General features: G+C 74.4%; 17 protein-coding genes. 4 read left to right on the top strand and 13 right to left on the bottom strand.

Features of this window, described 5'->3' with window-relative positions:
- Window positions 1-7: 7 nt before the first annotated feature.
- The 4 genes from OG994_RS31275 to ettA form a co-directional block, all read right to left on the bottom strand.
- Window positions 8-592, bottom strand: coding sequence for a type III secretion system chaperone family protein (locus tag OG994_RS31275; protein ID WP_120331737.1), 585 nt, complete (start codon window positions 590-592; stop codon window positions 8-10).
- A 131-nt stretch (window positions 593-723) separates the two neighbouring features.
- A complete protein-coding gene (locus OG994_RS31270; RefSeq protein WP_328853843.1) occupies window positions 724-1431 on the bottom strand; it encodes a serine/threonine-protein kinase in 708 nt (235 codons plus the stop codon).
- Window positions 1432-1529: 98 nt separating this feature from the next.
- A complete protein-coding gene (locus OG994_RS31265; RefSeq protein WP_120331736.1) occupies window positions 1530-1976 on the bottom strand; it encodes an acyl-CoA thioesterase in 447 nt (148 codons plus the stop codon).
- Window positions 1977-1999: 23 nt separating this feature from the next.
- Window positions 2000-3676, bottom strand: coding sequence for an energy-dependent translational throttle protein EttA (gene ettA / locus OG994_RS31260; RefSeq protein ID WP_120331735.1), 1677 nt, complete (start codon window positions 3674-3676; stop codon window positions 2000-2002).
- Window positions 3677-4024: 348 nt separating this feature from the next.
- On the opposite strand from ettA, the gene OG994_RS31255 reads away from it, so the two are divergent.
- Both OG994_RS31255 and otsB read left to right on the top strand, forming a co-directional pair.
- Window positions 4025-5425, top strand: a complete 1401-nt coding sequence (locus OG994_RS31255; RefSeq protein ID WP_120331734.1) for an alpha,alpha-trehalose-phosphate synthase (UDP-forming) — start codon at window positions 4025-4027, stop codon at window positions 5423-5425.
- 41 nt (window positions 5426-5466) lie between these two features.
- Complete coding sequence (gene otsB, locus OG994_RS31250; RefSeq protein WP_120331769.1) at window positions 5467-8028, top strand: trehalose-phosphatase; 2562 nt, start codon at window positions 5467-5469, stop codon at window positions 8026-8028.
- A 189-nt stretch (window positions 8029-8217) separates the two neighbouring features.
- Here the strand turns inward: otsB and cobA are convergent, their stop codons facing one another.
- From cobA to cobC, 3 genes are all read right to left on the bottom strand, one after another.
- On the bottom strand, window positions 8218-9474 hold the full coding sequence (cobA, locus tag OG994_RS31245; protein ID WP_120331733.1) for a uroporphyrinogen-III C-methyltransferase: 1257 nt from the start codon (window positions 9472-9474) through the stop codon (window positions 8218-8220).
- A 97-nt stretch (window positions 9475-9571) separates the two neighbouring features.
- Window positions 9572-10702 carry a nicotinate-nucleotide--dimethylbenzimidazole phosphoribosyltransferase gene (locus OG994_RS31240; protein WP_328853842.1) on the bottom strand — a complete coding sequence of 377 codons (1131 nt, stop codon included), beginning with the start codon at window positions 10700-10702 and terminating at the stop codon, window positions 9572-9574.
- The gene (gene cobC, locus OG994_RS31235) at window positions 10702-11799 is read right to left on the bottom strand and encodes an Rv2231c family pyridoxal phosphate-dependent protein CobC (protein ID WP_407942623.1); all 1098 of its coding nucleotides are present in this window, start codon (window positions 11797-11799) and stop codon (window positions 10702-10704) included. The genes OG994_RS31240 and cobC overlap by 1 nt, the downstream gene beginning before the upstream one ends.
- 147 nt (window positions 11800-11946) lie before the next feature.
- Between cobC and OG994_RS31230 the strand changes: the two genes are divergently transcribed.
- On the top strand, window positions 11947-14073 hold the full coding sequence (locus OG994_RS31230) for a transglycosylase domain-containing protein (RefSeq protein ID WP_328851800.1): 2127 nt from the start codon (window positions 11947-11949) through the stop codon (window positions 14071-14073).
- 143 nt (window positions 14074-14216) lie between these two features.
- Here the strand turns inward: OG994_RS31230 and OG994_RS31225 are convergent, their stop codons facing one another.
- Together OG994_RS31225 and OG994_RS31220 are read right to left on the bottom strand one after the other, a co-directional pair.
- Entirely contained in the window at window positions 14217-14786 is a 570-nt protein-coding gene (locus tag OG994_RS31225) for a GNAT family N-acetyltransferase (protein ID WP_120330563.1), read from the bottom strand.
- On the bottom strand, window positions 14783-16186 hold the full coding sequence (locus tag OG994_RS31220; protein WP_328851799.1) for a cobyrinate a,c-diamide synthase: 1404 nt from the start codon (window positions 16184-16186) through the stop codon (window positions 14783-14785). The genes OG994_RS31225 and OG994_RS31220 overlap by 4 nt, the downstream gene beginning before the upstream one ends.
- Before the next feature lie 153 nt (window positions 16187-16339).
- Between OG994_RS31220 and OG994_RS31215 the strand changes: the two genes are divergently transcribed.
- Window positions 16340-17161: an SURF1 family cytochrome oxidase biogenesis protein gene (locus OG994_RS31215; RefSeq protein WP_328851798.1), complete on the top strand. Its 822-nt coding sequence runs from the start codon at window positions 16340-16342 to the stop codon at window positions 17159-17161.
- A 110-nt stretch (window positions 17162-17271) separates the two neighbouring features.
- On the opposite strand, the gene OG994_RS31210 is transcribed toward OG994_RS31215, so the two are convergent.
- From OG994_RS31210 to OG994_RS31195, 4 genes are all read right to left on the bottom strand, one after another.
- Window positions 17272-18855, bottom strand: coding sequence for an ATP-dependent DNA ligase (locus tag OG994_RS31210; protein WP_328851797.1), 1584 nt, complete (start codon window positions 18853-18855; stop codon window positions 17272-17274).
- Between the two features lie 62 nt (window positions 18856-18917).
- Complete coding sequence (locus OG994_RS31205; protein WP_120330559.1) at window positions 18918-19124, bottom strand: hypothetical protein; 207 nt, start codon at window positions 19122-19124, stop codon at window positions 18918-18920.
- 77 nt (window positions 19125-19201) lie between these two features.
- Entirely contained in the window at window positions 19202-20554 is a 1353-nt protein-coding gene (locus tag OG994_RS31200) for a dipeptidase (protein ID WP_328853841.1), read from the bottom strand.
- 270 nt (window positions 20555-20824) lie between these two features.
- Window positions 20825-21586 (bottom strand): uridine kinase, encoded by a 762-nt coding sequence (locus tag OG994_RS31195; RefSeq protein ID WP_396844438.1) that lies wholly within the window; start codon window positions 21584-21586, stop codon window positions 20825-20827.
- Between the last annotated feature and the right edge of the window lie 57 nt (window positions 21587-21643).

The raw sequence follows: 21643 nt of genomic DNA, 5'->3' as shown, positions 1-21643 counted from the left end.
CGGAGGTTCAGAGCAGGGCGCCCTCGTCGTGCAGCCAGTCGACGAAGCTCGTGGCCACGGCCGCGCCGCAGTCGAGCATCTCCACCAGGAGCGCGTCGTGCGTCCCGGCGCCCAGCGGCACCTGGAGCTCGGCGTAGATCGGCAACTGCCCGCGCTCGGTGGGGTCGCCGACGTACGCCTTGCAGAACCGGCGGGTGTGGTTCCACTCGTTGACCACCCGGTAGGCCCGGTCGGCCCAGTCCGGCGGCACCGTCGCGTGTGGACGGGCCCGCATGACCAGGATCTCGTCCTCGGGGCCCTCGAGGGTGACCAGTACGGCGTGCCGCTCCCACATGGCCAGGAGGTTGCCGTCGCCGTCGGCCAGGTAGCGGACGTCGAGCAGGTCGAGCGCGTCGCAGACCCGGCTCAGGGTGACCGGCGCGACGGTGGCCGGCATCTCGGCGAGGACGGGCCGCTCGTTGCCCGTGCAGTCGTCTCCCGGCTTGCGCGGGGTCGGCGCTCCGACCCGGACGGTGCCCTCCACTGTGATCCCGCTTCGAGTTTCCGGGTCGCCGCCGTTGGCGGGACCGGGGCGCCATGACCACCACGGCATCGCACGCGCACCTCACTCCCCAGCGGATCCAGCCGCCTACCGTGCGTTGGATCCGAGGATGGACGGTACCCGGACAGCCGGGTTGAAGCATCCCCCCAACGGCCGCCCCAAACCGGAAGGATGACCGGTGGTCATCCGTTCGGATGAGGCGCGATCGGCGTCAGGGCAAGATCGGTGCCCTTCTGCAACCAGGCCGCTCCGTACGGTCCCACGAGACCGACCCATCGACCGACGACGCGCACCTGCACGTCGGCCGCCGGCCGGGCCGCGTCCGGCGAGCCCAGGAAGCCCATCCGGACCAGACCCTGGACGAGCCGCTGGGGCACCTCCACCGGAGGACCGGGCGGATCCTCGGGCGTCACCAGCACGGCCACGTGGTCGAGCAGGGCGTCGCGCAGCGCCCGCTGCCCCACGGCCCGCCCGGCCACACCCTGCTCGCTCGCGACGCGCAGCGTGCCCGCCGCCGCCCGGGCGATCCGCCACATGTCGTCCGCGGGCAGCGTCTCCACGGGCCGGCTCGCGGCCGGTGGCAGCGGCCAGCGCCACAGCGCGTCCCGGCGCGGCGGCAGGGCGGCACCGGAGCGTTCCAGCTCGGCGAGGAGTTCCCCCGCCGCGACCGCCGCGTCACCCGGGCCGGCCCCCGCCACCGTCCGCACCACGAGCACGCGCCACGGCAGCCGGGCCCAGAGCGCGGTCCGGTCCGGCCCGGCCGGGCGGAACCGGACCGGCGCGGCCGGGTCCAGGCGGACCAGCCGGGCGAGGAAGGCACCCGCGTCGGCCACCCCGACGATCCCGTGGCCGCCGGCCGGCGCCGCGCCCCCGCCCGGCTGCTCGGGCAGAGTCGGGCGGCCACCGGGACCGGCCCGGCCGGGGCCGGTCGACGAACCCCCGCCGGGACCGGTCCGGCCGGGGACGCCGGTCGAGCCCCCCGGGCGGGTCACGCGGGCCCGCCCGAGGGGGCGTAGTTCAGCAGGAACTCCCGCTCCCGCTCGGTGATCCGCCGGGGCACCTGCCGACCCAGGTCGAACGGCACGAGCACGGAACGGGCCCGCCCGGCCAGCACCTCGCCGTCGTACAGCTCGTACGCCACGGTGAAGCGCGACGCCCGGATCTCCTCCACCCACAGCTCGATCCGCACCGTGGGCGCGGCCTCGGCGGTGGCCCGGTCGAGGGAGTAGTCGACCGGGCGCAGGTAGTCGACCTCGTGCCGGCGGATCACGACACCCTCGGCGAACGAGTCGACCCCCCACGCCCGGGCGCCCGCGAACATCATCGCCACCCGCGCCTCCTCGTAGAGGGTGAGGAAGCGCGAGTTGTTGACGTGACCGTAGGCGTCCAGGTCCGACCACCGCAGCGTGCAGTGGTACACGAAACGGTCACTCATGGCGCGGTACCGGTCGGCCGTCCTCAGTCACGGGTCAGCTTGCGGTACGTCACCCGGTGCGGGCGGGCCGCCTCGGCGCCGAGCCGCTCGACCTTGTTCTTCTCGTACGCCTCGAAGTTGCCCTCGAACCAGAACCACTTCGCCGGGTTCTGGTCGTCGCCCTCCCACGCGAGGATGTGGGTGGCGACCCGGTCCAGGAACATCCGGTCGTGGGAGATGACCACGGCGCAGCCGGGGAACTCGAGCAGCGCGTTCTCCAGGCTGCCGAGGGTCTCCACGTCCAGGTCGTTGGTCGGCTCGTCGAGCAGGATCACGTTGCCGCCGATCTTCAGGGTCAGCGCCAGGTTGAGCCGGTTCCGCTCGCCGCCGGAGAGCACCTTGGTCGGCTTCTGCTGGTCCGGTCCCTTGAAGCCGAACGCCGCGATGTAGGCGCGCGACGGCATCTCGACCTTGCCGACCATGAGGTGGTCCAGCCCGTCGGAGACCGTCTCCCAGACGGTCCGGTCGCCGGCCAGACCCTGCCGGTTCTGGTCGACGTACGACAGCGACACGGTCTCGCCGATGCGCACCTCGCCGCTGGTCGGCTGCTCCAGCCCGACGATCGTCTTGAACAGGGTCGTCTTGCCGACGCCGTTCGGACCGATGATGCCCACGATGCCGTTGCGCGGCAGCGAGAACGACAGGTTGTCGATCAGCACCCGGTCACCGAACGCCTTGGTGAGGTTCTTGACCTCGATGACCGTGTTGCCCAGGCGGGGGCCCGGCGGGATCTGGATCTCCTCGAAGTCCAGCTTGCGGGTCTTCTCCGCCTCGGCGGCCATCTCGTCGTACCGGTCGAGACGGGCCTTGGACTTGGTCTGCCGGGCCTTGGCGTTGGAGCGCACCCACTCCAGCTCCTCGGCGAGGCGCTTCTTCATCTTGGCGTCGCGGCGCCCCTCGACCGCCATCCGCGCGGCCTTCTTCTCCAGGTAGGTGGAGTAGTTGCCCTCGTACGGGTAGGTGCGGCCGCGGTCCAGCTCGAGGATCCAGTTGGCCACGTTGTCGAGGAAGTACCGGTCGTGGGTGATGGCGATGACGGTGCCGGCGTACTTGGCCAGGTGCTGCTCCAGCCACTGCACGCTCTCCGCGTCCAGGTGGTTGGTGGGCTCGTCGAGCAGGAGCAGGTCGGGCGCCTCCAGCAGGAGCTTGCAGAGCGCGACCCGGCGACGCTCACCACCGGAGAGCGTCGTCACGTCGGCGTCCGGCGGCGGGCAGCGCAGCGCGTCCATGGCCAGTTCGAGCTTCGAGTCGATGTCCCACGCGTCGGCGTTGTCCAGCTCCTCCTGGAGCCGGCCCATCTCCTCCATGAGCTGGTCGGAGTAGTCGGTCGCCATCTGCTCGGCGATCTTGTTGAACCGCTCCAGCTTGGCCTTGGTCTCGGCCACCGCCTCCTCGACGTTGCCGAGGACGGTCTTGGCGTCGTTGAGCGGCGGTTCCTGGGCCAGCAGGCCGACGGTGTAGCCGGGCATCAGTCGGGCCTCGCCGTTGCTCGGCCGGTCCAGCCCTGCCATGATCTTGAGGAGGCTGGACTTACCGGCGCCGTTCGGCCCGACCACACCGATCTTGGCCCCCGGCAGGAAGTTCAGCGTCACGTTGTCCAGCACGACCTTGTCGCCGTGCGCCTTGCGCGCCTTTTCCAGGACGTAGATGAACTGGGCCACGGTGCGGGCTACCTCCGTAGGTTTCGACTGGGAGCCGGCGGGCGATGGGCCCGGGCGACGGGTGCCTCCGGGGCCGCCGGCCGGGGCCGGCCGCACGCACGCCATCGTCAATCCTGACAGGTACGCGGCGCAGCGCCCACATCACCCCGCCGGGCGTACGTCCGCGTCGCGGCCGGCCCGCGCACCGGGGCCCCCGGTCGCGCCCCGGGCCCCGGCTGTTGACAAGATCACGATCTGGGATTCGGCGAGCGTGGGACGGGTAGGGAACTCCGGCACGGGGGTCCAGACGCCGCAGCTACGCTCAGTACGCTCATGCGGTTGACCCGTCAGCACCGGAGGTGGCCGAACGTGACCGTCCGCAGCTCCTTTGTCGTAGTGGCGAACCGCCTGCCGGTCGACGAGGTGAGCACACCCGAGGGACGGCAGTGGCGGCGCAGCCCGGGCGGGCTGGTGACCGCACTGCACCCCGTCCTCGCCGCGCACAAGGGCACGTGGGTCGGCTGGGCGGGCGGCACCGGCGCCGCCCCCGAACCGTTCGACCTGGAGGGCATCCGGCTCCACCCGGTGCCGCTCAGCGCCGACGAGCTGGAGCGCTACTACGAGGGCCAGTCCAACGCGACGATCTGGCCGCTCTACCACGACGCCGTCGAGACGCCGGTCTACAAGCGGCGCTGGCGGGAGACGTACCGCCTGGTCAACGCCCGGTTCGCGGAGGCCGCGGCGGACGTCGCGGCCGAGGGCGCGACCGTCTGGGTGCAGGACTACCAGCTCCAGCTCGTGCCGGCGATGCTGCGCGAGCTCCGCCCGGACCTGCGCATCGGCTTCTTCCTGCACATCCCGTTCCCGCCGATCGAGCTGTTCATGCAGATGCCGTTCCGCACGGAGATCCTGCGCGGCCTGCTCGGCGCGGACCTCGTCGGGTTCCAGCAGCGCCTGGCCGCCCAGAACTTCGTCCGGCTGGCCCGGCACCTGCTCGGCCTGCGCTACGAGGGGCAGATGATCCAGGTCGACGGCCGGCAGGTGAAGGCCGGGGCGTTCCCCATCTCGATCGACACGAAGGAGATGGAGCGGATGGCAGCCGACCCGGCCGTCCAGGCCCGGGCCAAGGAGATCCGCGAGGAGCTGGGCAACCCGCGGACGATCATCCTGGGCGTGGACCGGCTGGACTACACGAAGGGCATCGAGCTACGTCTCAAGGCCTTCCGCGAACTGCTCGCCGACGGCAAGCTGAGCGTTCCGGACGCGGTCATGGTGCAGGTCGCCACGCCCAGCCGGGAGCGGGTGGAGCACTACCAGGCACTCCGCGTCAAGGTGGAACGCGAAGTTGGTCGGATAAATGGCGAATTCGGCAGGGTGGGCGTGCCGGCGGTGCATTATCTGCATCAGTCGTACAGTCGCAGCGAGCTGGCCGCGTTGTACGTCGCTGCCGACGTGATGATGGTGACCCCGCTGCGAGACGGGATGAATCTGGTGGCCAAGGAGTACGTGGCATCGCGCGCCGACCAGGGTGGCGCGCTCGTGCTCAGTGAGTTCGCCGGCGCGGCCACCGAGCTGCGTCAGGCGTTCCTGTGCAACCCGCACGACCCGGACGCGGTCAAGGACGCCCTGCTGCGGGCCGTGCATGTCGAGAAGCCGGAGGCCCGCCGCCGCATGCGGACAATGCAACGCCATCTGCGTACCAACGACGTGGGCCACTGGGCCCAGTCCTTCCTCACCGAGCTCGGCGCCCCGGAGGCGGAGGCCGCGTGACCACCCCCGTCCCCGGCGGGTCCACCGTCCTCACCGACGTCATGGACCCCGAGCTGCGTGCCGCCATCGGCCGGATCGCCCGCGTGCCGCAGCTCCTGGTCGCCTGCGACTACGACGGCACCCTGGCGCCGATCGTCGAGGACCCGAGCAAGGCCGTGCCGCTGCCCGAGGCCGTGGCCGCCGTACGCGCGCTCGCCGCGCTGCCCCAGACCACCGTGGCGGTGGTCTCCGGCCGGGCGCTGCGCGACCTGGCCGCGCTCTCCCGGCTGCCCAGCGAGGTGCACCTGGTGGGCAGCCACGGTTCCGAGTTCGACATCGGCTTCGTGGAGCGCCTCTCCCCCGAGCTGATCGCGATCCGCACCCGGCTGCGCGACGCGCTGCGCGAGATCGCCGCCGCCCACCCGGGCATCCGCCTCGAACGCAAGCCGGCGAGCGTCGCCGTGCACACCCGCGGGGTGGACCCGGAGATCGCCGCCGCCGCCATCGAGGCGGTCCGCAGCGGCCCCGCCACCTGGGAGGGCGTCACCGTCACCCAGGGCAAGGAGGTCATCGAGCTGTCGGTGGTCGCCACCCACAAGGGCACCGCCGTCGACCAGCTGCGCACCCAGCTCTCCGCCAGCGCCGTGCTGTTCATCGGCGACGACGTCACCGACGAGAACGCCTTCGGCAACCTGCACGGCCCGGACGTCGGGATCAAGATCGGTCCCGGCGACACCAAGGCCGACTACCGGGTCGCCGAACCGCTCGACGCCGCCCGCGCCCTCGGGCTGCTCCTGGAGACCCGCCGGCACTGGCTCTTCGGCGAGCGGGCCGTGCCGATCGAACGGCACTCGATGCTGGCCAACGGCCGCACCGTCGCGCTGCTCACGCCGGCGGCCAAGGTCACCTGGCTGTGCCACCCGAAGCCGGACTCGGCGGCGATCTTCGCCGACCTCGTGGGCGGCAGCCCGGCCGGCCACTTCACCGTCTCGCCCGAGCGGGGCGGCATCCCGCTGGGCCAGCGGTACCGTCCGGGCACCATGACCGTGGAGACCCGCTGGTCCGGTCTCACCGTCACCGACTGGCTCGACAAGCCGGCCCGGGAGACGACGCCGGACGGTCCCGCCGTCATGAGCGGCGACTCGACGCTCGTCCGGGTGCTGAGCGGCACCGCCCGGGCCCGGATCGAGTTCGCACCCCGGCCCGAGTTCGGCCAGGTGGCCGTACAGCTGCAACCGCTCGACGACGGGCTGCTGGTGCTCGGCTCCAACGAGCCGGTGGCCCTCTACTCCCCCGGCGTGGAGTGGGAGGTCGTCAGCGACGGCGTCTACGAGAGCGCCAAGGCGGTCGTGGACCTGCGGGCGGCCGGCGGGCAGGTCGTGCTGGAGCTGCGCTTCGGCACGCACAGCCTCGAACACCACCGGGTGCCCGTGCACGAGCGGCAGGCCGCGGCCGAGCAGCCCTGGAAGGACTGGGTGGCCTCGCTCCGGCTGCCCACGACCGCCCGTGACCTCGTCATCCGCAGCGCGCTCACGCTGCGGGGGCTCTGCCACGAGGCGACCGGTTCCATCCTGGCCGCCGCCACCACCTCGCTGCCCGAGGAGCTGGGCGGCGTACGCAACTGGGACTACCGGTACTGCTGGCTGCGGGACGCGGCGCTGAGCGCCCGGTCGCTGGTCGACCTCGGCTCGACCGAGGAGGCCGAGGCGCTGCTGCGGTGGATCGACGGGGTCGTCGAGCGCACCGGCGGCCACCCGGAGCGGCTGCACCCGCTCTACACGGTCGACGGGTACGAGCTGGGCGCCGAGGCCGTCATCGACACCCTCCCCGGCTACGCCGGCTCCCGGCCCGTCCGGGTCGGCAACCTCGCCAACCACCAGCTCCAGCTCGACGTCTTCGGGCCCGTCGCCGACCTGATCGCCGCCGTCGCCGACCTGCGCGGCTCGGTGCGCGAGACGGAGTGGCGGGTGCTGGAGTCCATGGTCGAGGCGGTCAGCCGCCGGTGGCACGAACCCGACCACGGCATCTGGGAGGCGCGCCTCCCGCCGCGCCACCACATCTTCTCGAAGGTGATGTGCTGGATGACCGTGGACCGGGCCCTGCACGTCGTACGCCGGCACGGCGGCGAGGACCGGCCGGAGTGGGTGAACCTGCGCGACCGGATCGCCGACAACGTGCTGGAGTACGGCTGGCACGAGCACGCCGAGGCGTACAGCGTCGCGTACGGCGACGAGGACATGGACGCCTCGTCGCTGTGGATCGGCCTGTCCGGCCTGCTGCCCGGCGACGACCCGCGGTTCCTCTCGACCGTGCTCAAGATCGAGGCGGACCTGCGCAGCGGCCCCGTGGTCTACCGCTACCACTGGGACGACGGCCTGCCCGGCCGGGAGGGCGGCTTCCACATCTGCACGGCGTGGCTCATCGAGGCGTACCTGCGCACCGGGCGGCGTGGTGACGCCGAGGAGCTGTTCGCCCAGATGATCGACACCGCCGGGCCGACGGGCCTCCTGCCCGAGCAGTACGACCCGCTCGCCGAGCGCGGCCTGGGCAACCACCCGCAGGCGTACAGCCACCTCGGCCTGATCCGCTGCGCCCTGCTGCTGGACAACATGCTCAAGCAGTGACCGGCGGTGGCCTCGGGGCGCCCGTCGGGCCGCCCCGAGGCCACCGCGCTCGGCCCCGCCTGGCCCCGCCTGGCCCGGCCTGGCCCCGCCCGACCCCGTTGATCATGACGTTATCGCCGTCCGACACGGCGTGTCGTGACGACAACTTCATGATCGACGGCCCTGGCCCCGGGGCGGGCCGGGGGTCGGTTAGCCGGGCGGGAGTGTGGTTACCACCTCGCCGACCACCACGATGGCGGGTGGGCGCAGGTGGGCGGCCGCCACGTCGGCGGCGACCCTGCCGAGCGTCGAGCGCAGCACCCGCTGCCCGCCCGTCGTGCCCTCCTGCACCACGGCCGCCGGGGTTCCCTCCGGTCGTCCGTGCGCGACGAGGGTCGCCGTGATCGCCGCCAGGTTCTTCAGCCCCATGAGGATCACCAGCGTGCCGCGCAGGGCGGCGAGCGCGTCCCAACGCACCAGCGACGCCGGCGAGTCCGGCGCGACGTGCCCGGACACCACGGTGAACTCGTGGGCCACCGCCCGGTGCGTGACGGGGATGCCGGCCACCGCGGGGACCGCCACGGCGCTCGTCACCCCGGGCACCACCGTCACCGGCACGCCGGCCTCCGCGCAGGCCAGCAGTTCCTCACCGCCACGGCCGAAGACGTACGGGTCGCCGCCCTTCAGCCGTACGACGAACCGCCCCGCCCGGGCCCGGTCCACGATGATCCGGTTGATCTCCTCCTGCGTCCGGGCCGGCCCGTACGGGATCTTGGAGGCGTCGACCAGCTCCACGTCGGCGCGCAGCTCGTCCAGCAGCAGCCCGGGCACCAGCCGGTCGGCGACCACCACGTCCGCCTCGGTGAGCATCCGCAGGCCCTTCACGGTGATCAGCTCGGGATCGCCCGGCCCGGCGCCGACGAGGGCGACCCGGCCGCCGGGGGCGTGGACAGGGCCCGCCTCCTCTGCCGGATCCGTCGACAGGGGGCCCGGCCTCGCCTCCAGCAGCGCCCGGACGGCGTCGCGCACGCTCATCGCCCGGCGGGGATCACCGCCGCCGAGCACGGCCACGGTCACCGGACCGTGCCGGGTGACGGCCGGCGTCCAGGCGGTCGCCGCGTCCCGGTCGTCCGCGCGTACGCAGAAGACGCGCCGCTCGTCCGCCGCGGCGCTCACCGCCGCGGCGGCCCGCCGGTCGTCCACCGCCACCTGTACCAGCCACGCGCCGTCGAGGTCCGACGGGACGAACCGGCGTGCCTCCCAGCGCAGCCGTCCCGCGTCGACGTGGGCGCGCAGCGCCGGGGTCAGCTCCGGGGCCACCAGCAGGACGTCGGCGTCCGCGTCGAGCAGCGCCGGCACGCGCCGGGTGGCGACCGTCCCCCCGCCCACCACGACCACCCGCCGGCCGCGCAGGCGCAGGCCCAGGGGGTACGGGTTGCCGCCCGACGGCTCGACGCGACCGCTCACGGTGCGACGCTCCCCGAAGGGACGGCGGCCCCGCCCGCCGTCGCGGCGCGGACGGGCGCGGTGCGGCGCGGCCGGAGGGTGAGGTCGACGGGCACGGTCACTTCTCGGCCACGCCGGCGGAGTCGAACGTCGCGACCTCGTGCAGCACCCGCACGGCACCGGTGACCACGGGGAGCGCGAGCAGGGCGCCGGTCCCCTCGCCGAGGCGCAGGCCGAGGTCGATGAGCGCGTCGAGGGCCAGCTTCCGCAGCGCGAGCGTGGCGCCCGGCTCGGCCGACCGGTGCCCGGCGACCATGGCGCCCACCGCGTCCGGGGCGAACGCCGCGGCGGCGAGGGCGGCGGAGCCCGCGATCACCCCGTCGAGCAGCACCGGCACCCGACGCGCGGCCGCACCGAGGATCAGCCCGGCCAGCGCGGCGTGCTCCAGGCCGCCGACCGTGGCCAGCACGCCCAGCGGGTCGGTCGGGTCCGGCCGGTGGCGTTCCAGCGCCGCCCGCACCACGTCGACCTTCCGCTGGTACGTGGCGTCGTCCACGCCCGTGCCGCGACCCGTCGCCGCGGCCGGGTCGGCGCCGGTGAAGGCCGCGATGAGCGCGGCGGCCGGGGTCGTGTTGCCGATGCCCATGTCCCCGGTGAGCAGGATCCCGGCGCCGGCGTCGATCAGCTCGTCGGCGACGCGGACACCGGTCTCCACCGCAGCCCGGGCCTCGTCGCGGGTGAGGGCGGCGGTCACCGTGAGGTCGGCCGTACCGGGCCGGACGTTGGCGTCGACGAGGCGCGGCACGGCCGGGTCGAGCAGCCGCGCGCTGCCGGCGGGATCGAGCACCGACGCGCCGCCGGCCGGGTCGAGCGGTTCCGTGCCGGCGGTCGGGATCGGGGTCGCCACCCCGACGTCCACCACGGTGACCGCGGCGCCCGCCTGCCGGGCGAACGCGTTGACCACGGCGCCGCCGGCCAGGAAGTTGGCGATCATCTGGGCGGTGACCTCCTGCGGCCACGGGCTCACGCCCTGCGCGTGCACGCCGTGGTCGCCCGCGAAGATCGCCACCGCCGCCCGCTCCGGCAGCGGGGGTGGGCAGGCGCCAGCCAGGCCGGCGAGCCGTACCGAGAGCTCCTCCAGCGCGCCGAGTGAACCGGCCGGCTTGGTGAGCCGCCCGTGCAGCTCACGGGCCGCGGCCATCGCGGCGTCGTCCAGCGGTCGGATGGCCGCGATCGTGCTCTCCAGCATCATGCCTCCAGGATCTCGCCCAGTACCCGGGTGAACGCGTCGGTGGTGGCCGGGTCGCGGACCGCCACCCGCAGCCAGTCCGGCCCGAGGCCGGGGAAGGTGTCGCCGCGGCGTACGGCCCAGCCCCGTTCGCGCAGGGCGACGCGGACCGCCGCCGCGCCGGGCAGGTGGATCAGGACGAACGCGCTCGCGGGCCGGCCGGCGACGCGTACGCCCGGCAGGCCGGCGAGGCGGGCCACCAGGTGCTCGCGGTCGGCGGCCAGTCGCGCGGCGATCGCGCGCTCGGCCTCGACCGCGACGGGGCTGGCGCAGGCCGCGGCGGCCGCCAGCGCGGGCGTGGAGACCGCCCAGAGCGGCTGGACGGCGGCGAGCCGGGCCAGTAGGTCCGGGGCGCCGAGCAGGTAGCCGATGCGGAGCCCGGCCAGCCCCCACGTCTTCGTGAGGCTGCGCACCACGAGCAGACCGGGCACGTCCCGCCGGCCGGCGAGGGACTCCGGTTCGCCCGGGCGGCCGGGGACCGTGGTGGTGTCGGCGAACGCCTCGTCGACCACGAGCACCCGGCCCGGGCGGGCCAGCGCGGTGAGGTCGGCCGCGGGGTGCAGCACCGAGGTGGGGTTCGTCGGGTTGCCGATCATCACGAGGTCGGCGTCGGCGGGCACCCGGGCCGGGTCGAGCCGGAAGTCGTCGGCGGCGTCGAGCAGCACCCGCTCGACCTGGTGACCGGCCGCCCGCAGCGCCGCCTCGGGCTCGGTGAACTGCGGGTGCACCACCACCGGGCGGCGTACGCCGCGCAGGGCCTGGGCGATCAGCACGAACCCCTCGGCGGCACCCGCGGTGAGCAGCACCTCGTCCGGGGCGCGGCCGTGCCGGGCGGCGACGGCGGCCCGGGCCGGTGCCGGGTCGGGGTAGCGGGCGAGGTCGCCGAGGGTGGCGGCGATGGGCTCGGCCAGCCACGGCGGCGGCGCGGCGTGCCGGACGTTGACGGCGAGGTCCACGAGCCCTTCCCCGACCTCAGCGTCGCCGTGGTGACCGAGGTCCGGCCCGTCCGCGGCCGGCGCGGGGGCCGGTGGCGCTCCGGCGCCGGGCGGCGTCCCCATCGGCTGACCACGCATGTCCGCGATCCTGCCGGGAAGGCGGCGTGCGGGACAGCCGATCACGACGTGGGCCGCGTCACCACTCGATTGCCGTCCGCCCGTTTATGAATTTTTCTCATTTCCGAATCGGAAATGTCATAGCTTGACCCTGTGAGCAACCGACCCCTTGCCACCGCTGGTCGTGCCATTCCTCTCCTTCGCGCCGGACTGATCGCGGGCATCGTGATCGCCGCCGTCGCCTACCCCGTGGTCGCGTTCACCGGGCTCGGCGCGAAGGCCACCGCGCACGCCACGGAGCACAAGACCAGACTGTTGACCAAGGCCCTGCCCGCCGAGACCTCCTACCTCTACCTGCCCGACGGCAAGACCGTGCTGACGATGTTCTACGAGGAGTACCGGCAGTACACGAAGCTGTCGGACATGTCGCCGTACATCCAGCAGGCGATCGTGGCCGCCGAGGACTCCCGCTTCTACCAGCACCACGGCGTCGACCCGAAGGGCGTCGTCCGCGCGTTCGTGGCCAACGCCCGCTCCAGCGGCGTCTCCCAGGGCGCGTCCACGCTCACCATGCAGTACGTCCGCATGGCACTGCGGGACAGCGCCACGACACCGAAGGAGGTGCAGGAGGCCACCCAGCAGACCAGCCTGCGCAAGATCAAGGAGATGCGGCTGGCGCTCGACCTGGAGAAGGAGCTGAGCAAGGAGGAAATCATCGAGCGGTACCTCAACTCGGCGTACTTCGGTCACCGCGCGTACGGCATCTACGCGGCCAGCGAGATCTTCTTCTCCAAGACGCCGAAGGACCTGACACCGGTCGAGGCGGCGACGCTGGCCGGCCTGGTCAAGTCACCCAGCCAGTACGACCCGGCGACCTCCGACCAGAAGGACGCCACGGCACGGCGCAACTACGTGCTGGACCGGATGACGCAGCTCGGCTACCTCTCGCCGGACGCGGCCGCCTCCGCCAAGGCCGAACCGATCCGGCTCAAGCTGACCGACCCGCCGAACGACTGCGCCGCCGTCCCGAAGAAGTACAACAGCTGGGGCTTCATCTGCGACTACCTGAAGAACTGGTGGAGCGCGCAGCCCGCGTTCGGGGCGAACCGGCTGGAGCGGATGGACAAGCTCCGCCGCGGCGGCTACCGGATCGTGCTCGGCATCGACCCGAAGATCCAGGAAGCGGCGGAGAAGAACCTCGGCGCCGGCACCGGCAGCCCGTTCGCCAACGGGATCGTCGTGAGCGAGCCCGGGACCGGGCGGGTGAAGGCGATGGCCGTCAACCGCACCTACTCCCTGGACCTCAACGAGAACCCGCAGAGCTCCAACCCGGAGGCCGGGCCGAACGTGAAGGCCAACTACCCGAACACCGTGGCGCCCCTGCTCGGCGGCGGCGACCTGCCGGGCTACCAGGCCGGATCGACGTTCAAGATGTTCCCGATGCTGGCCGCGCTCAACGCCGGCATGCCGCTGTCCACCTCGTTCAACGCCCCGTACCGGTACCAGTCGAAGGTCTTCGACGGGTGGGCGCCGTCCAACGCGAGCGGGGCGATGTCCGGCCTGCAGACCATGTGGTCGGGCTTCGGCAAGTCGGTCAACACGTACTTCGTCTGGCTGGAGGAGCAGATCGGCGCCGAGGCGGGCGTCCGGCTCGCCGAACAGCTCGGGCTGCGCTGGCGCACCGACGTCGACCGCGACCAGGCCTCACCGGAGAAGGTGAAGAAGTGGGGGGCCTTCACGCTGGGCGTCTCCGACGCCACCCCGCTGGAGATGGCCAACGCGTACGCGGCCATCGCCGCCGACGGCCGGTACTGCGAGGCCATGCCGGTGCAGGCGATCTACAACCGGGACGGTACGCCGACCACGTACACGACCGCGTCCGGCATCACCCGGGAGGTGGCCAAGCCCCGCTGCCGGCAGGTGGTGAGCGCGGACGCCGCCCGCGCGGCCACCGACGCGGCCCGCTGCCCGACCGGCGACACCCCGGCCCGGGGAAGCTGCGGCGGCTGGTCGACGGCGGACAGCGTCCGGGGCACGGTGGGGCGGCCGGTGGCCGGCAAGACGGGTACGACGGACAGCACCCGGTCGGCCTGGTTCGTGGGCTACACGCCGGAGCTGGCGGCGGCGAGCTTCATCTCCGACCCCGACAACCCGTTCAACGCGGTGGGTGACGGCCAGTCCCAGATCCCGATCAGCGCCGTGGCGGAGACCCTCCGGGACGCGCTGAAGGGCAAACCCACCCGGCAGTTCACGCCCCCGTCCGACGCGATAGTGGGCTGACACGCGACCACTCCTGGTTGATCATGAGGTTGGCGGGCCGGATCCGGACGGATCCGCCCGCCAACCTCATGATCACCGGGGTGAGCGGGGGGGCGGGGGGCGGGGGGGCAGGGCGGGGCGGGGCGGGGCGGGTGGGGTGCGGGTTAGCGGAGGTCGGCGGCCACGAACGACCACAGTTCCAGGTCGACCCGGGCGCCGCGGACGTAGCCGGCGTTGCGGAGCAGCCCCTCGTAGCTGAAGCCGGCCTTCTCGGCCACGCGCCGAGAAGCCGTGTTGCCCGGCGCCACCCGCAGCTCGACCCGCTGGAAGCCGTGCTCCAGGATCAGCGCGATGGCCACCGCGTCCACCGCCTCGGCGGCCAGGCCGAAGCCCCGGGCGTGCGGCGCCACGGCGTACGAGACCTCGGTGACCCGGGCGCCCCAGTCGGTACGCCGGGTCCACAGGCAGCCCACGAGCCGCGCGTCCTCCCGGCGGATGATCCCGTAGTGGTCGCCCTCCCCGCTGTCCCGGCGCTGCCGGGCCAGGTCGGTGCACCACGCGTGCCCGTCGATCGGCCCGGAGTCGTCGGCCAGCGGCAGCCAGCGCCGGGTCATCTTGTCGGCGAGGATCTCCCCGACCGCCGCGGCGTCCGCCGCCACGAGCTGGCGGACCTCGGTACGCGGCGTCGAGACGGTCAGTGCCGGGAAGCGCCGTACGGCGACCTGACCGATCACGCCGGCACCCCGCCGGAACCCGTCTCGGCCGGATCGGGCGCCGGATCGGCCACCGCGGCGGCCACGAGGCGCGTGGCGATCCCGGGGTAGCCGGCCCAGTGCACGGCGAGCTGCGAGGCGTGCACGTTGCGCCAGACGAAGCCCTCCGGCGTACCGCCCTCCCAGCTCCAGGCCGGTCGCCGGCCCGCGCGCGGATCGAGCACCGCCCGGTGCTGCTTGTGGCCGACCACGACCGACCCCTCCGCGGCCACCACGCTGCCGGCGCGGGCCGTCGCCTCCCGGTAGCCGATCACGAGGCCGTCGCGGCTGGTCCCCACCGCGTCGAGCACCCCGCACATCGGCAGCCCGTCCAGCTCGCGGGCCAGCCAGAGCAGGCCCGTCCCCTCGGCGATCACCGGACGGCCGGTGCGGGCCAGCTCGGCCACCGCGATGCAGAGCCGCCGGTTGGCCGAGAGCTGCTCGGCGTACGTCTCGGGAAGCGCCCCGCCGACGACCAGCGCGCGGGTGCCCGGGGGCAGCGCCTCGTCGCGGAGCGGGTCGAGCGTCACCACCTCGGCGCCGGCGGCGGCGAGCAGCTCGGCCGTCTCCGGCGGGCTGTAGCTCCCGCCCGCGGCGCCGGCCAGCGCGACCACCGGCGGCTCGGCCGGGGCCACCGGGTCACCCAGCTCGTCGCCGGGCGACCAGGCCGTGGCCGGCAGCGGCGGGGCCGACCGGGCCAGCCCGAGCAGCCGGTCCAGGTCGACGGTGGCGGCCACCGCCTCACCCAGCCGGCGTACGGCGCGGCCCGCCTCGGCGGAACCGCCGATCGCCGGCACCACGCCGTGCCCCCGGCTGGGCAGCACGGCGGGCAGGTCCTGCCGGCGCAGCGCCCCGTAGACGGGCACCCCGAGGTCGTCGAGCGCCTCGCGCAGCATGGCCTCGTGCCGGGACGAGGCGACCCGGGTGAGGATCACCCCGCCCAGCCAGAGCTGGTCGTCGTACGACCGGAAGCCGTGCACCAGGGCGGCCACCGACTGACCCATCGCGGCGACGTCGACGGCCAGCACCACCGGGCTGCGCAGCGCCGTCGCCACGGCGGCCGTGGAGTCGTGCTCCGGCCGGCCGCTCACGCTGTCGTACAGCCCCATGCTGCCCTGGACGACGGCCAGCCCGGCCCCCGCGGCGCCGTGGGCGAGCAGCGGGGCGAGGCGGTCGGCGCCGACCAGCCGCGGGTCGAGGACACGCCCGGGCCGACCGGCGGCGAGCCCGAGGTAGGCCGCGTCCACCGGATCCGGGCCGATCTTGAATCCGGCGACCGTGAGGTCGCGGTCGGCGAGCGCGGCGAGCAACCCGATCGCCAGCGCGTTCTTGCCGTGGCCGGAGGACGGCGCGCTGAGCACCAGGCGCGGCACGACGGTCATCATCGACTCCTCGCGTGCGGTACGCGGTCGCGGGGCGGCTGCCCGCCCGGTGACGATACCGGTCCGGACCGCCGGGCGAGCGGCACCCGATGTCCTGTCGCGACGCGCAGCCGGGCGGTCGCGGGCAGTGGTGCCGGTCATACGAGTAGCCTCGTGGCTGTGTACCGGTTCCTGCTGACCCCGCGCTGGCTCGGCATCCTGGCGCTGACGCTGGTGGCGGCCACCGTGATGGTGTTCCTGGGCAACTGGCAGCTGGACCGCTACCGGGGGCGCACCGAGATCAACGAGCGGATCGACGCGGGCGCGAGGATGGCCCCGACGCCGTTGCGCGACGCGCTGTCCGCCCCGACGGGTGGCGCGGGCACCGCCGGGCCGGCCCCGGCCGAGGACAAGGTCTGGACCCGGGTCACCGTCACCGGGCGGTACGACCCGTCGAACATGGTCCTCGTCCGCAGCCGCACCGTCGACAGCCGGGTGGGCTTCGAGGTCGTCACCCCGCTGGTGCTGGGCGACGGCACCGCCGTCCTCGTGGACCGGGGCTGGATCCCGCCGGCGCCGGGCGGGGCGACCGCCCGGCCGGACCTGCCCGCCACGCCGTCCGGCGAGGTCACCGTGGTGGGCCGGGTGCACGAGAGCGAGAGCGGCGCGGGCGCGGTGGAGCGACGCGACGGGCGGCTGGAGACGCGGCGGATCGCCGTCCCCCGGCTGGCGCGTGAGCTGCCGTACCCGGTCTACGGGGCGTACCTGCTGCTGGACGAGCAGACCCCGGCCGCCGACCCGGCCTTCACGGCGGTGCCGATCGGGCACACCAACAACTGGCAGAACTTCGGCTACGTCGTGCAGTGGTGGCTCTTCGCCGGGATGACCCTGTTCGGCTACGGCTGGGCCGCCCGCCGGGAGGCCCGCCGTGCGGCCGGCCACGACCCCCGCCCCGTCGACCGGGCCGCGGAGCCCGCCACCAGCACCTCCGTCTGACCCGGCGCCGGGCGCCCGCCGCTGCGGGGTCCGCCGAGACTCGATCGGGCGGGGCGATGCCCGTGAACCGGCGGATCGGTCGGGCGGCGGTGCCCCTGGACCGGCGGCGCTCAGCCGGTCGGGCGGCCCGCGTGGATGGCCCGGACGGCGTCGATCGTGTCCGCCTCGGCGGCCGACTTGTCGGTGCGGTAGCGCACGACCCGGGCGAAGCGCAACGCCATCCCGCCCGGGTAGCGGGAGCTGGTCTGCACCCCGTCGAACGCGATCTCCACGACCTGCTCGGGGCGGACCCGCACCACCCAGTCGCCCTTCTCGACCGCCAGGCCCAGGAAGCGCTCGGTCTGCCAGCGCAGCATCTCGTCGGTGAGGCCCTTGAACGTCTTGCCGAGCATGACGAAGTCGCCCGTGCGCGGGTCGCGGGCCCCCAGGTGGAGGTTGGAGAGCCAGCCCCGGCGCCGGCCACTGCCCCACTCGACCGCGAGCACCACCAGGTCGAGCGTGTGCCGCGGCTTGACCTTCACCCAGGCCGAGCCCCGCCGGCCCGCGTCGTACGGCGCGTCCGGCGCCTTGACCACGACCCCCTCCTGGCCGGCGTCGACGGCCGCGGCGAACGCCGCGCCGGCCTGCTCCGGCCCGTCGACCTCCACCCGGCCGACCAGCAGCGACTCGTCGACCGCGCCGGCCAGGGCGGCCCACCGGTCACGCCCGGGCAGGTCGATCAGATCCTCGCCGTCGAGGTGCAGCAGGTCGAAGAAGTACGGCGTCAGCACGGTCTCGCCGGTGGTCTCGGCCGCGGCGAGCACCGCCGGGGCGACCGGCGAGCGGCCGGTGGTGCTCGGCGTGGTGCGCCGCGCCGCCCGGCTGGACGTCTGCTGGAAGGGCAGCGGCCGGCCGACCTCGTCGAGGCCGATCGCCTCGCCGTCGAGCACCAGCTCCCGGCCGGGCAGGGCGCGCACCGCGGCCACCACCTCGGGCACCCGGGCGGTGATCTCGTCGAGGCTGCGGGTGAAGACCGCGATGTCCTGCCCCGAGCGGTGCACCTGGATCCGGATGCCGTCGAGCTTGACGTCGACCACCGCCGGCGTGCCGGTCGCGGTGAGCGCCTCGTCGACCGTGGGCGCGCTCTGCGCCAGCATCGGGGCGAGCGGACGCCCCACCTGGAGACCGAAGTCGGCCAGCGCGGCGGCGCCGCCGGACAGGGCGGCCGCCGCGACGGCCCGCAGGTCACCGGCGAGCAGCAGCGCCCGACGTACGGCCGTGACCGGCACCTCGGCGGCCCGGGCGATCGCGTCGGCGAGCAGCCCGGCCTGCGCGCCCTGGCGCAGCTCGCCGCTGAACAGGCCGGTCAACAGCCGCTGCTCCTCGGCCGTGGCGGCGGCGTAGAGCGCGCCGAGCAGCGCCCGACGGCGCGCCTGGGAGCCGGCCCCGCGCACCGCGGCGATCTCGTCGATGGCCGCGTCGACGTCGGCCACCGTCAACGTCGGCTCGGCGGCGGGAGGTGGCAGGTCGCGCAGGCTCGCGTAGCCGACGCCGGTCTGCCGTTGGCGCAGCTCGCCGGCGAGCCAGCCGGCGCCCGCCGACACCTCGGCCGGGTCGAGCGCCCGCAGCGCACCGGCCAGCAGCTCCACCTTGGCCCGCCGGCCGCTGGTGGCGGCCACGGCCGCGGAGGTGGCTGCCAGGTCGAGGAACCGCACGGGTTCATCCTGCCAGCCACCTCCGACATCGCCCCGAGATTGCGCGGCGGCGGAGCCGCCGATCAGGCCGAGACCGGCTCCTCGATCCGCAGCCCGCGGGCCCGGACCTCGTCGGCCACCCGGCTGAGCAGCGAGTCGAGCGCGACCAGGGAGGCGGAGAGTTCACCGAGCTGTTCCTTGAGCGTGTCCTCGGACCACGCGGAGACGTCGACGTCCCCCAGAGCGCTGACGGCGGCCTGCAACCGGGCCATCACCTCGTTCGTACTCATGTTCGAAAGGCTATACCACCGCGGCCCGCGACACGCCGCAAAGTCCAGAATCGACCCGGGCGTTACGGTTTCGACACCTAGCTCCGGCTGCGGGCCACCTCGGCGACCTTGCCGAGCAGCAGCGCCTCCGCGAGGCAGACCCGGGCGAACTCGCCCAGGTGCAGGCTCTCGTTCGGGCCGTGCGCCCGGGCGTGCGGGTCCTCCACGCCGGTCACCAGGATCGCGGCCTGCGGGAACATCTGCTGGAAGGTCGCGATGAACGGGATCGAGCCCCCCACGCCGATGTCGACCGGGTCGGTGCCGTCCCAGGCGGTCCGGAACGCCGAGCGGGCGGCGTCGAACATCGGCCCCGACGCGTCGATGACGCACGGCTCGCCGTCGTGCTCGAACGTGACCGTCACCCGGGCGCCCCACGGCGCGTGCTTCTCGAGGTGGGCGCGCAGCGCCGCGTACGCCCGCTTCGGGTCGTCGCCCGGCGCGAGCCGGACGCTGAGCTTCGCCTTCGCCGCCGGGACCAGGGCGTTCGGCGCCTCCCCGGTGGGCGGCGCGTCGATGCCCAGCACGGAGAGGGCCGGCTTGGTCCACAGCCGGTCGGTGAGCCGGCCCGTGCCGATGAACTCGGCGCCCTCGATGAGCCCGGCCTCGGCGCGGACCCGCTCCTCCGGGTAGTCGACCGTCGCGCCCTCCCGGCCGACCAGACCCTCGACGGCGACGTCGCCCGCGTCCGTGTGCAGCGTCGCGAGCAGCCGGACCAGCGTGGTGAGCGCGTCCGGGACGGCGCCGCCGAACATGCCGCTGTGCACCGCGTGATCGAGGGTGCGGACCTCCACGAAGCAGTTGACGATGCCGCGCAGCGAGGTGGTCAGCGCCGGCACGCCGATGTCCCAGTTGCCCGAGTCGGCGATGACGATCACGTCCGAGGCGATCTCGTCCCGGTGCTCGGCGAGCAGCCGCTCCAGCGAGTCCGAGCCGTACTCCTCCTCGCCCTCGATGAACAGGACCACGCCGACCGGAAGCTTGTCGCCGTACGCGCGCAGCGCCGCCACGTGCGCCATGATGCCGGCCTTGTCGTCGGCCGCGCCGCGGCCGTAGAGCCGGCCGTCGCGCTCCACCGGCTCGAACGGGTCCGACTCCCACAGCGACAGGTCACCGACGGGCTGCACGTCGTGGTGGGCGTAGAGCATCACCGTCGGCGCGCCGGGCGGGGCGGCCTTCCTGCCGATCACCGCGGGCTGCCCGCCGGAACGCGCGATCGTGACGTCCAGGCCGCAGCCGCGCAGCAGCTCGGCCACCGCCTCGGCGGAACGCTCGACGTGCGAGTGGTCGAAGCCGTCGAACGCGATGCCGGGGATGCGGACGAGGCGTTCCAGGTCGGCGCGGACGCCGGGCATCTCCCGCTCGACGGCGGCCCGGATCTCGGACTCGGACATGATCGGTGTGGTCATGACCGGCATCGTATGCCGGCCTTACCGTGCCCGCCCGGGCCGGTGGAGGGATACAGAGCGATCGGACGGCTGGCGACGCGCCGTCGAGCGCGGTCGTGCGGCGTACCTTGCGCGGCCGGTCCTGAGACGCGCGGTTGCGGAGCGACCCGAGCCGGCGGGCCCGGGCCGGCGGTCGCCGCGCCGGTCAGGGCAGGCAGCGGCGCGGTTGCGCAGCGACCCGAGCCGGCGGGCCCGGGCCGGCGGTCGCCACGCCGGTCAGGGCAGGCGCACGTAGTAGCGGGCACGGTCGTGCGGCAGGCCCGGCGCCCCGTCGACCACCAGGTCGACGCGCTCGGCCGTACGGTCGGCGGCGAAGTGCGCCTCCTCCCCCACGTGCCAGCGGCGCAGGTGCGGCAGGATCTCCGGGCCGTCCCGGGCCACGGCGCGGGCCAGGCGCAGCGGCGCCGGCGCCGTGACGAAGACCCCGAGCGTCAGCTCCGGCCGGGCCTGCGCGCGGGCCGCGCTCACGCCCTCCAGGAGCAGCACCGGGCCGACCGGCACCGGCACCACGTCGGGCAGGAACTCCCGCCGCACCCAGCTGTACCGGCGGTACGCCCCCGCCCGCCCCGCACGCAGCGGCGCGAGCACCTGCTCCTCCAACCGCGCCCAGAAGGTGAACTGGTCGTCCCAACCGTCGAGCAGGTCGTCGGTGTGCACCAGGGGCGGCCGACCGCCGCCGGGCAGCGCGGCGAGGGCATCGGCGAGGTGCGTCGCGAACCGGCTCTTGCCCGCCCCGCTCGGCCCGTCGACCGCCACCAGACGCGTACGCCCCAGCCGCGGCGGGCCCGCGAGCACCCGCCGGGCCAGATCGGCGTACGGCTCGACGACCGCGACCGGAGTCACGCGCCGGTCGCGGCGGCTCGGAGCGTGGTCAGCACGGCGCCAGTATGCCCGGGGCGCGACGCGCTGGCCGCGGCGGATCTCCCTCGGCCTGGGGTCCGCCGCCCCGTTCGGGGTACGGCCGTCCGGTGCGCCGATCACGTCCGGGGGAATCACGTCACCCACCGGTTGCCGCCGACCCGTTCGCCGGGTGGG

This window comes from Micromonospora globbae, assembly GCF_036184225.1.
GTDB lineage: Bacteria > Actinomycetota > Actinomycetes > Mycobacteriales > Micromonosporaceae > Micromonospora > Micromonospora globbae.
This window is presented reverse-complemented; position numbering and strand designations above follow the sequence as displayed.